The 10,918-nt window shown below is 75.1% G+C and carries 6 protein-coding genes and 1 pseudogene; 3 read left to right on the top strand and 4 right to left on the bottom strand.

The window, feature by feature from the left end; genetic code table 11:
- Positions 1-1,018 (bottom strand): annotated as a pseudogene (locus NOD94_RS37630) (hypothetical protein); the annotation flags it as partial.
- Positions 1,019-1,528: 510 nt separating this feature from the next.
- Here NOD94_RS37630 and NOD94_RS37635 point away from each other — a divergent pair.
- The 3 genes from NOD94_RS37635 to NOD94_RS37645 are packed head-to-tail and all read left to right on the top strand — an operon-like array spanning position 1,529 to position 5,687.
- On the top strand, positions 1,529-3,736 hold the full coding sequence (locus tag NOD94_RS37635) for a UvrD-helicase domain-containing protein (protein ID WP_281210744.1): 2,208 nt from the start codon (positions 1,529-1,531) through the stop codon (positions 3,734-3,736).
- Positions 3,736-5,040 (top strand): sensor histidine kinase, encoded by a 1,305-nt coding sequence (locus NOD94_RS37640; protein ID WP_281210745.1) that lies wholly within the window; start codon positions 3,736-3,738, stop codon positions 5,038-5,040. The genes NOD94_RS37635 and NOD94_RS37640 overlap by 1 nt, the downstream gene beginning before the upstream one ends.
- Positions 5,028-5,687 (top strand): response regulator transcription factor, encoded by a 660-nt coding sequence (locus NOD94_RS37645; RefSeq protein ID WP_281210746.1) that lies wholly within the window; start codon positions 5,028-5,030, stop codon positions 5,685-5,687. Before NOD94_RS37640 ends, NOD94_RS37645 begins: the two co-directional genes overlap by 13 nt.
- Before the next feature lie 134 nt (positions 5,688-5,821).
- Here NOD94_RS37645 and NOD94_RS37650 read toward each other — a convergent pair whose 3' ends face one another.
- The 3 genes from NOD94_RS37650 to NOD94_RS37660 form a co-directional block, all read right to left on the bottom strand.
- Positions 5,822-7,012 (bottom strand): glycosyltransferase 87 family protein, encoded by a 1,191-nt coding sequence (locus NOD94_RS37650; protein WP_281210747.1) that lies wholly within the window; start codon positions 7,010-7,012, stop codon positions 5,822-5,824.
- 174 nt (positions 7,013-7,186) lie between these two features.
- A complete protein-coding gene (gene metG, locus NOD94_RS37655; protein WP_281210749.1) occupies positions 7,187-8,902 on the bottom strand; it encodes a methionine--tRNA ligase in 1,716 nt (571 codons plus the stop codon).
- A 327-nt stretch (positions 8,903-9,229) separates the two neighbouring features.
- Positions 9,230-10,918: hypothetical protein (locus NOD94_RS37660; RefSeq protein ID WP_281210748.1), on the bottom strand; the 1,689-nt coding region annotated here is incomplete at its 5' end.

Raw genomic sequence — 10,918 nt, forward strand, 5'->3', positions numbered from 1 at the left:
CGCGCTCGGGGGCCGGCGCGCGCTCGGGGGCCGGGGTCGGCGCGGGCTCGGGGAACGGCGCGGGCCCATGGGTCGGGGGCGACGTCGGCGGCGAGGCCGGAGCCGCAGCCGGAATCGGCGCCGGCGCGGGCGCGTGGATCGGTGTGGGCGCGTGGATCGGTGTGGGCTCGGCCGCCGGAGCCGCCCCGTAGGCCTGAGCGAACCCGTAACCCGGGGCCGGGCCCCGGGGCGAGCCGTAGGCCGGGGCCGCGGCGGGATCGTAGCCGGGTGCCGGGGCGGCTTCGTAAGCGGGAGCCGGCCCGAACCCCGGGACCGGTCCCGTTCCGTGGGACGGTGCGGACGCGTCCTCGGGGCCCGGTGCGGGGGTCCATTCCGGGGGCGCCGAAGCGGCGGGCCGCGAGGCCACGGGCTCCTGGCGGGGCGCGGGCACCCAGGGGCCTGCGGCCGGGGGCGTGACCACCGGGTGTGCGACGTCCGGAGTCGGCGCGGGAGCAGGGGGCGGGACCACGACGGGCCCCTCGGGCGCGGCCGGTGCCCGTGTCGCCGCCCGAAGCGGTGCCTGCGCCTGCGTCGTGGCGTCCGTCGTGAAGGTGATGCTGTCCCGTTCGAGCCGGGACGGGAAGCACACCTCGATGTCGAGCAGGCCCTCCGTCCCCGGGGGAACGCTGTAGGCCCACGTGGCGGACACCGTGCGGCCCGGCCGCAGCGTGCCCGCCAGGTTCTCGTCGAGCACGGCGGAGTCGTCGTCCAGGATCCTGCGCGCGGCCTTGCCGTTGGCGCCGCAGCGGATCACGAGCTCGATGCCCGGGAGGTCGAACGCGGACGGGGTGCCGTTCGTCAGCGACACGGTGCAGGCGACGATGTCGTCGTCGGCCCGCAGCCCGTACACCGACTCCGGGTTCGCGGGCCGGTAGGGACGGACGTCCCCGACCCGGACGCTGAGTCCGTCACCGTACTCGTGGGCCGAATCGACCGGTCGGATACCGTCGTCGATCGACTCGACGTCCCAAGAACTCACACGTCACCCCATGGAAGCTGCTCGCCGTTGCGTGGCAGGCCGGAGGTCCCCACGCCGCTGCCCGGCGGGCCGATGTCCCGACCCCCACGCCCCCGCTCCACAGCGTGTGACTCAGCACACGGAGCCGACCCTAGCAGCGCCTACAACCGACATTTCGCCATACCCCCTTACTCGTCGGTCACCTACGGGCAGCCGCCGGCGGGCCCTTGCGGGCCGGCCGGGAACGCGCCGACCGGCCCGCGCCGAACGCTCGCCTCCAGGTGGTGGCGGAGCCGCCGGGAGCGGGGCCCACCGGCCGACGGCCCGCGCACCCCACCGACCGGCGCCGGCCGGGTGGCCGTCCCCGACGCCCTCGCGGACGACCTGATCGGAAGTCAACTCTCGGCCGTTGGCCGGTCGCTCGTTCCGCGGCCCGATCGCCCCGTCGCCTCCCGGCGCGGCGTGCCACCCCGCCGCCGCGTACGTAGGCTTGCTCCAGCCCGCTCCATACCGCCCGCACAGAGGAGACCCATGCCCCGACTCGCCATCTCGGAGGAGTTCTTCGACGAGTACGACGGTCTGGAGAAGCACGTCCGCTCCGCGGTCCGCGACGCCGTCCGCATGTTCCAGCAGCTCACGGTCGCGCAGCTGCACGCGGGCAAGGGGCTGCACCTGGAACAGCTACGACATCCCCGGGACCCGCGGATCAGGACGATCCGCATCACCCAGGCGTACCGGGGGGTGGTGCTGGCCCCGGACGACGGCAGCGACACCTTCCTGCTGGTGCGGGTGGCCCACCACGACGACGCGATCGCCTGGGCGCGCAAGCGCGCGTACTCGGTGAACTCGGCCACCGGCGGGCTGGAAGTGCGCAACGTGGCGGCGCTGGAGGACATGCGACCGTTCTTCGAGCACAAGGCGGAGACGGCCCCGGCCCGGCTCTTCGCCGCCCAATCGGACACCGTGCTGCGTGACCTCGGCATCGACGAACAGACCCTGCGGCTGGCCCGGTTGTGCGTGGACCGCGACGACCTGAGGCTGGTGGCGCCTCCCCTGATGCCCGCCGACCAGCACGAGGTGCTGGACCACCTCGCCGAGGGGTTCAGCCCCGAGGACGTGTGGGAGCAGCTCATCGCGGCGCGCCGGCCCGCCGCGACCGGGTCCGGGGCGTGGCGGCCCGCCGACCTCGCCGAGGCGATCCGCAGCACACCGCACCGCATCGTCGACGTGTCCGGCCCCGACGAACTGGACCGCGTGCTCGCCGACGACTTCGCCCGCTGGCGGGTGTTCCTGCACCCCGCGCAGCGCCGCATGGCCTACGTGCCGAGCTACTCCGGGCCGGCGCAGGTCACCGGTGGCCCCGGCACCGGGAAGACGGTCGCCGCCCTGCACCGGGTACGACACCTGCTGCGCGGCGGCGGCCGGGAGAGGGGCGGCCAGGAGGACGCCGGCCGGATCCTGCTGACCACGTACACCAACGCCATGGCGGAGACGTTGCGGCAGAACCTCGCGCTCCTCCTCGGGGAGGCCGACGCCGCCCTGCTGTCCCGTGTCGACGTGACGACGGTGGACTCGCTGGCCTCCCGCGTCATCCGGGAGGCACGGGGCCGCGTCCCCAAGCCCCTGGGGACCGCCGCGGAACGCAGTGTGTGGGCCGGCATCCGCAAGCGTCATGAGCTGCCCTGGTCGGAGCAGTTCCTCTCGCAGGAGCTGCGGCACGTCGTGCTGGCGCAGGACGTCCGCACGGCTCAGGAGTACCAGCGGGTGCCGCGCAAGGGGCGCGGGACGCCGGTCGGCCCGGTGCAGCGCGAACAGCTGTGGCGGGCCATGAGCGAGTTCACGGCGGTCGTGTCCTCCCGGGACACCGCGACGTACACGCAACTGTGCGCCCGGGCCGCGGAGCTGATGGCCACCTCGGCGCCCCGGTACGCGCACGTCGTCGTCGACGAGGCGCAGGACCTCCATCCGGCCCAGTGGCGGGTGCTGCGGGCGAGCGTCGCGGCGGGCCCCGACGACCTGTTCATCGTCGGGGACCCGCACCAGCGCATCTACGACTCCCGGGTCTCGCTGCGGTCCCTGGGGGTGCACGTCACGGGTCGTTCCACCCGCCTGCGGCTCAACTACCGCAGCACGGAGGAGATCCTGGTGTGGTCGTCCGCGCTGTTGGACGGCCGGCGCATCGGGCGGCTCGGCGAGGACGACGAGACCGGCGCGGCGGACAGCCTGGCCGGCTACCGTTCCGAACTCCGCGGCAGGGCGCCGTCGGCGCGCGGCTGGCGGAGCCAGGAGGAGGAGTTGACCGCCCTGGTGGAGCAGGTCCGCTCCTGGATCGAGGCGGACGACGTGGCTCCGTCCGACATCGCGGTGTGCGCCCGTTTCAACACGATGGTCGACGCGGTGATCGGGCGGCTGCGGCGCGACGGCGTTCCCGTGGTCGCGGTGAAGGACGCCACCGGGCCGTCGGTGAGCGGGGTACGGGTGGCGACGATGCACGCCATGAAGGGGCTGGAATTCCGCTGCGTGGCGGTGGTGGGCGTCGCGGAGGGCGTGGTGCCGTTCCCGCCCCAGGTCACGCCCGCGCAGGTGGATCCGTTGCAGCACCAGAGCGACCTGACCGCCGAGCACTGCCTGCTGTTCGTCGCCTGCACGCGGGCCCGTGACGCGCTGGCCGTCTCCTGGCACGGGACGCCGTCCCCCCTGCTGACCGCGGCGGTCGCCGACGCGGCCGTCCGCGCGTAGTGGGGTCCGTCGAGGAGGCGTCCGGCGGCGACGCGCCCGTCGCCGTGTGGGGCGCGTCGCGCCGGCCGACGGCGTTCCTCGGGTCGTGGTGGCCGTGGCGCTGCTGGGCGTACCTCGGGAGCGGAGCCGTGCTCGGGTACGTGGTGCTGGTGTTGCTGGCGGCGCTCGTCGGGCTCGGGGTGTTGTTGTCCGTGGTCGGGATCGGGCTGGTGCTGCTGCTGACGGCCGTGGCCGGCGTGGTCCCGCTCGGGGAGCTGGAGCGGCGGCGGCTGCGCTGGGTCGATCCGGCCCCGGTCGCGGATCCGCACACCAACCTGGGCGGGGCCGGCGCGCCCGCCTGGCTGCGGACACGGCTGAGGGAGCGGGCCACCTGGCGGGAGTTCGGGTACGCCGCGCTCCTCGGGCCCGTCTTCGGGGCGGCCGGCTTCGGGGTGATCACGCTGCTCGCGGGCTCGGCGATCCTGGTCGCCACGCCCGTCATCGTGTGGGCCATCGCCCCGGACACGGTGATGCTGATACCCGGCCGGGCGGTGGCGGATCCCGTCGAGGGTCTGGCCGGTACGGCGGTGGGGCTGGTGGGGTTGGTGGTCGCCGCGTACGCGGGCGCGCTGCTCGCCGGGGCGCAGGTGAAGGTCGCCCGGCTGCTGCTGGGTCCGCGCGAGGAGGACGGCAGGGTGCTGGAGCTGACGCGCTCCCGGGTCCGGCTGGTCGACGCCTTCGAGGCGGAACGGCGACGGATCGAGCGGGACCTGCACGACGGGGCGCAGCAGCAACTGGTCGCGCTCAGCATGACGCTGGGTCTGGCCGAGATGGAACTGCGCGCCGTGCCGGCGGCGGCCGGCGCGGCGGACCTCGTGCGGCGTGGGCGCGGCGAGGCGAAGCTCGCCCTGGAGCAACTGCGGGACCTGGTGCGGGGGATCCACCCGCAGGTGCTGACCGACCACGGCCTGGCTGCGGCAGTCGCCGAGGTGGCCCTGCGTCATCCGGTGCCGGTGACGGTCGACCTGCCGGTGCCCCGGCTGCCCGAACCGGTGGAGACCACCGCCTACTTCACCGTCACCGAGGCGCTCGCCAACGCCGCGAAGCACAGCGGCGCCTCGCACGTCGGCGTCGCCGGTAGGGTCGAGGGCGGCCGGCTCACCCTCACCATCACCGACGACGGCCGCGGCGGGGCGGATCCCGGCGCGGGGGCGGGCCTGGCGGGTCTCGCGGACAGGGTGGCGATGTTGCAGGGCAGGCTGATGGTGTCCAGTCCGGTGGGCGGGCCGACGGAACTCCGGGTGGAGGTGCCGTGCTCCGGGTGATCCTCGCGGAGGACTCGGTGCTGCTGCGCGCGGGGCTTTCGGAGTTGCTGACGCTCGGCGGCCACCGGGTCCTGGCGGCCGTCGGCGACGCCCCCGAGCTGCTGCGGGCCGTGGCGGCCGAGCGGCCGGACGTGGTCGTCACGGACGTACGGATGCCGCCCGGTCTGCGCGACGAAGGACTGCGCGCGGCGTTGGAACTGCGCTCACGGGACGCCTCGTTGCCGGTGCTGGTCCTGTCCCAGTACGTGGCGACGGCGTACGCGACCCAGTTGTTCTCCGCCGGTCCGGCCGCCGGGCTGGGGTACCTGCTCAAGGACCGGGTCGGCGAGGTCACCGAGTTCCTCGACGCCCTGCGGCGGGTCCACGCCGGGCAGACGGTCATCGACCCGGAGGTGGTCCGCGTGCTGCTCGCCCCCGCCCCGCGGGACCGACCCCTCGGCCGCCTCACCCCGCGCGAGCGGGAGGTGCTGGCGCTGATCGCCGAGGGGCTCAACAACCAGACGGTCGCGGAGCGCCTCTTCATCACGGAGGCCTCGGTGGTCAAGCACGCCGGCAGCATCTTCTCGAAGCTGGAGCTGGACCCCACCGAGGGCAACCGGCGCGTCCTGGCGGTCCTCGCCCACCTCCGCGATTCCGCCGGGGCCTGAGCCGTTCCTCCCGGACGGCCGCCGGAACGCCCGTGCCCGGCCGGGCCCCCGCCCATGACGCGGTCGCCGCCGACGGCGTCGCCCGCCGCACGGAGGGCGGCCGGCGGCGGGGCCGATCGGGGCGGTGAGGGCCCTCACCGGACTTCGGCCGGCTCCACCCGTGTTCGGGAGCGGGCCACCACGCGGGACGCGCCGGCCGGGGCCGCGGAGCGGGCCCAGGCCACCAGCAGGACCGGGAGCGCCAGGTAGCCGAAGCGGCCCGCCGGGGCCAGCAGGAAGGCCAGGGTGAGGCCGAGGGCGAGCCGGTGCGCGGCGGCCAGGACCGTCCGCGGCGGGCGCACCACCAGCGAGACGGCGACGGCCAGTCCCCCGAGCGCCAACAGACCCACCGTCAGGTACCAGCCCCAGGAGCCCAGGCCGGCCAGCAGGTGCCCGGGCAGGGGGCTGCTCGCCGGGGTGGGTACGTCCGCGCGGCCCGTGGGGAAGGCGAACACCTGCCGCCACAGCTCCGCCGGCTGGAGCAGCAGGCCCGGCAACACCAGCGCGGCCGTACCCGCGGCGGCGACGGCCGCGCAGCGCACTGCGGCCCGCGCGCCCCGGAGGGACCCGAGCAGCGCGACGGCGACCGCCACCGCGGGCAGCGCGGTCCACTTGAGGGCGCACGCCGCGGCGAGCGCCAGCCCGGACAACCCGGGCCGCCCTGATCCGGCCGCGGCGAGCGCCAGGCAGCACAGACCCGCCAGCGGCAGGTCCACCCCGCTCACCACCAGCGGCAGCGCGACCACCGGTGAGGCCACCAACACCGGCAGCAGGGGCGAGCGGGCCCCGCCGAGGAGCCCGCGGCCGGCCCACAGGGCACCGAACAGCACGGCCGCGCACCAGATCCGGGCATCGCCCAGCGGCCGCACGACCCAGCTCCCGCCGGCTCCGAAGGCGCCGTCCAGCAGGGCGCGGGGGACGCCGAGGAGCGCCATGCCCGGGAGGTAGGGGGTGTACTCCTCGACTCCGGCGGGCCGGTCGACGTAGATGTGTCCGGTCCGCAGCAGGAGTCGCCCGGACCGTTCGATGACGCCGACCTCGGATTGCCCCTGGCCCGTCAGCACCAGGTACACCAGCGGTACGACGACCGCCCCGAGCAGGGCCGCGCCGAGCGCCGCGCGGCGCCGGCCGAGGGCCGTGGCGCCGGCGGCGGCGAGGTATCCGGCTCCGGCGCACCAGCCCCACAGCCGGTGCGGCCCGAGGGAGGAGAACAGCGGGAAGGAGAACGCCCAGACGGCGGCGAGCAGCCAGCCGGCGGTCCACCGGGCGGTACGGGAAGGGGTCATGGGTCCATTCCAGCCGCGCGGCCCCCTTCGGGTCTGCACGCCCAAGTGGCCTCTTCGTGGTGGGGTTTCCCCTACCTCCCGCCGCCCCGGACGCGCCGGAGGGGCGCGTCCCGTGACGGGACGCGCCCCTCCGGGCGGTCGTGCGCGGGCCCTCGGGCCCCGGTGCGCCGGGCCTCAGGCCTCCGGGGAGCCGCCGAAGCGCTCGCGGTAGGACTCCAGGTCCTCCTCGGTGATCTTCGCGAAGAGCACCGGCGGCACGGTGAACGGGGTTCCGGCCGGTACCGCGTCCAGCGCCTTCGCCTGCTCCGGCGTCACCCACGTCGCGGTGTCGTCGGCGAGGGAGAACGCGGAGCGCATGGCCTGTGCCGAGGCGGGGATGAAGGGCTCGGAGACCACCGAGTAGAGGTGGATGAGGTTCATCGCGGTGCGCAGGGTGAGCGCCGCGCCCTCCGGGTCGGTCTTGATCTCCAGCCAGGGGGCCTTCTCCTCCAGGTAGGAGTTGCCGGCCGACCACAGGGCGCGCAGCGCGGCGGCGGCCTTGCGGTACTGGAGGGTTTCCATGTGGCCCTCGTACTCGGCCAGCAGTTCGGCGATCTGTCCGCCGAGCTTCGCCTCGACCTCGCCGGCCTGGTTGCCCGCGGGGACGTCGTCGCCGAAGCGCTTGCGGGAGAAGGACAGGACGCGGTTGACGAAGTTGCCGAGGGTGTCGGCAAGGTCCTTGTTGACCGTGGCGGCGAAGTGCTCCCACGTGAAGGACGAGTCGTCGGACTCGGGCGCGTTGGCGATGAGGAAGTAGCGCCAGTAGTCGGCCGGGAGGATGGCGAGGGCCTGGTCGGTGAAGACGCCGCGCTTCTGCGAGGTGGAGAACTTGCCGCCGTAGTACGTCAGCCAGTTGAAGGCCTTGACGTAGTCGACCTTCTTCCACGGCTCGCGGGTGCCGAGCTCGGTGGCCGGGAACATCACCGTGTGGAACGGGACGTTGTCCTTGGCCATGAACTGCGTGTAGCGCACGTCCTCGGCCTCGTACCACCAGGACTTGTAGTCGCGGTTGGCCGGGTCGGCGTCCGCCCACTCCTTGGTGGAGGCGATGTACTCGATCGGGGCGTCGAACCAGACGTAGAAGACCTTGCCGTCGGCGGCCAGTTCGGGCCACGTGTCGGCCGGGACCGGGACACCCCAGTCGAGGTCACGGGTGATCGCGCGGTCGTGCAGGCCCTCGGTCAGCCACTTGCGGGCGATGGAGGAAGCCAGCTGCGGCCACTCCTCCTCGTGCTCGGCGACCCAGGCCTCCACCTCGACCTGGAGCTTCGACTGGAGGAGGAAGAGGTGCTTGGTCTCGCGGACCTCCAGCTCGGTGGAGCCGGAGATGGCCGAGCGGGGCTCGATCAGGTCCGTGGGGTCCAGGACGCGGGTGCAGTTCTCGCACTGGTCGCCGCGGGCCTTGTCGTAGCCGCAGTGCGGACAGGTGCCCTCGACGTAGCGGTCCGGCAGGAAGCGTTCGTCGGCGGGCGAGTAGACCTGCCGGATCGCCCGCTCCTCGATGAAGCCGTTCTCCTGGAGCTTCCGCGCGAAGTGCTGGGTGATCTCGGCGTTCTGCCGGGAGGAGCTGCGGCCGAAGTAGTCGAAGGACAGCGCGAAGCCGTCGTAGACCGCCTTCTGGGCGTCGTGGGCCTGCGCGCAGAAGTCGGCGACGGAGATGCCGGCTTCCTTCGCGGCGAGTTCGGCGGGGGTGCCGTGCTCGTCGGTGGCGCAGATGTACAGGACGTCGTGGCCGCGCTGGCGGAGGTACCGGGAGTACACATCCGCCGGAAGCATCGACCCGACCATGTTGCCCAGGTGCTTGATCCCGTTGATGTACGGAAGCGCGCTGGTGATCAGGTGTCGAGCCATCCTCGGATGCTCCATTTCGTTCATGCGGTGACGATGTGCCGGTGACGGATTGTGATGGGGTTCATCGTATCGAACCGCCGAAAGGGCACGCGCCGCATTTTGTCGGGGTGGACGTAACGCAAAAGCGAGGGTCGTGACCTCTCCGTCACGGCCCTCGCGATGGGCCCATGCTACAGGCGGTGGACCAGGCCCCCGACCGTCGTCCGGGGGCCGGACGGCCCCGACGGACCGCCCCACCGGGACGCCCCGGTCCCCGCGACGGTCAACGCCCGGTGGCGCCCCGGGCCCGCCGACGGTCAACCCCCGCCGGCGCCCACCCCCGACGCGTCAGTCGCGGCCGCCCCCCGCGGCGTCGAGGGCGGTGATCCGGCCGCCGCTCGCGAGGCGGGCCGTGAGGGACACCGGGGCGCCCTCCGCGGCGGCCGGGGCGGTCAGGGTGCGGCCGTTCGCCTCCGCGCGGACCGCGCCGGACGCGCTGATGCCGGCGACCTCGCGGCTCCCGGCGGCGATGAGGTACCAGCGGCCGGCCGGGGAGCGCCAGCGGGTGCCCGCGAGGAGGTGTTGGCCGAATCGTCCGCAGGCGGCGGTGGACCGGGCCCGCGTGACGTCCTGCGGCGGCCCGGCGGGCAGCCGCAGCTGGACGAGGACGTCGCCCGGTCCGGCCCATCCGGAGGCGCGGGTGCAGGTCCACACCGCCCGGCCGGCGCCGTCGGGGAGTTCGGAGGCGGCGAAGTCCCAGACGTTGACGGCCCGTACGCCGCCCCCGCGCAGCTCCCGCAGCCGGCAGGCCACGGGTGCCCAGGCCGCGCGGGCGGCGGCGCCGGTGGCCTCGCGGGGCTGACGGGCGGCGACGGCCCCGGGCCCGTCGGGGAGCGGGGTGTAGGTGAGGTGGACGGGGGTCGGCGTGCCCAGGTCGGCGAGGACGAAGGAGTGCTTCTCCACGATCCGGGCGGAGGAGGTCAGTTCGAGCGCGGGCCAGGCGTCGCAGGCACCGGCGGTACGGGGCACCGCGGCCGGGGCCGTCACCCCGTCGGCGCCGACGGCGAGCGCGGTGGTGCCGTCCCCGGGGCGGAGCAGGTCGCGGGTGCCGGCGGCGGCGATCCAGGGGGCGAGCAGGTAGCGCGCGGGCTGCCCGTCGGCGTTCGCCCCGAGGGCGAGCGCGGCGGCGGTGGTGACACCGGCCTCGTCGGTGCGGGCGAAGTCGAGGCTCCGGCCGCGGGGGCCGGAGTCGTCTTCGGTGTACCCGGGGTACTCGGTGTAGCGGACGACGCGGTCGCCGTCGAGGAGCAGCACCACCGCCCGGGTCCGCCCGTCCTGCCCGGCCCCCGCGCCCGGAACGTTTCCGGCGTACAGCAGCTGGGGGTGGTGCGCCGGCGGATCGGTGGCGGTGCCCGGGGCGGCGGAGACGGTGACGCCGCCGGGCCGGGCCGCCCAGGCGCCGAGGGCCCGGGCGAGGAGGGACCGGTCGGTGGTGCGGGCGCCGCGGGCGGGCCAGGCGGTGAAGTCGACCCGGGCGGTGTCGGCCCAGGCCTCGGCGGGGACCCGGACCAGTCGGGCGGGGTCGAGGACCCCGGCGGCGACCGGCCCGGCGGCGGGTGCGGCCGGGGTTCCGGCCGGGTTCCCGTCGGCGACGAGGACCCCGCCGGCCAGGGCCAGTGCCGCCACCGCGGCCCACCCGGCGCGGACCCTGCGGCGGCGGCGCAGCAGGTCGGTGGGGCGGGTGCTGACCACGCTGGAGTCGAACTCCGGTGTGCGCAGCGTTCGCAGGAGCGTTTCGTCGACGGGTACGGCAAGGGCTTCGCGGACCCCGTCGGCCGCGTCGGTGGCGCCGGCCGCGCCGAGCAGCCGTACGACGGCCTCCTCGGGCAGTCCGTCCAGGCGGTGCAGGACGAAGGCGGCGCGGACCGGGGCGGGCGCGCCGCCGAGCAGCCGGGCCGCCTCGTCGATCCCGCCGGCCGGGGGCCAGAACCGCAGTCCCCAGACGAAGGGGGGCGCGGGCGGCCATCCGACCCTGAC

Origin of the sequence: Streptomyces sp. Isolate_45 (assembly GCF_024721315.2) — a bacterium.
Classification (GTDB): Bacteria; Actinomycetota; Actinomycetes; order Streptomycetales; family Streptomycetaceae; genus Streptomyces.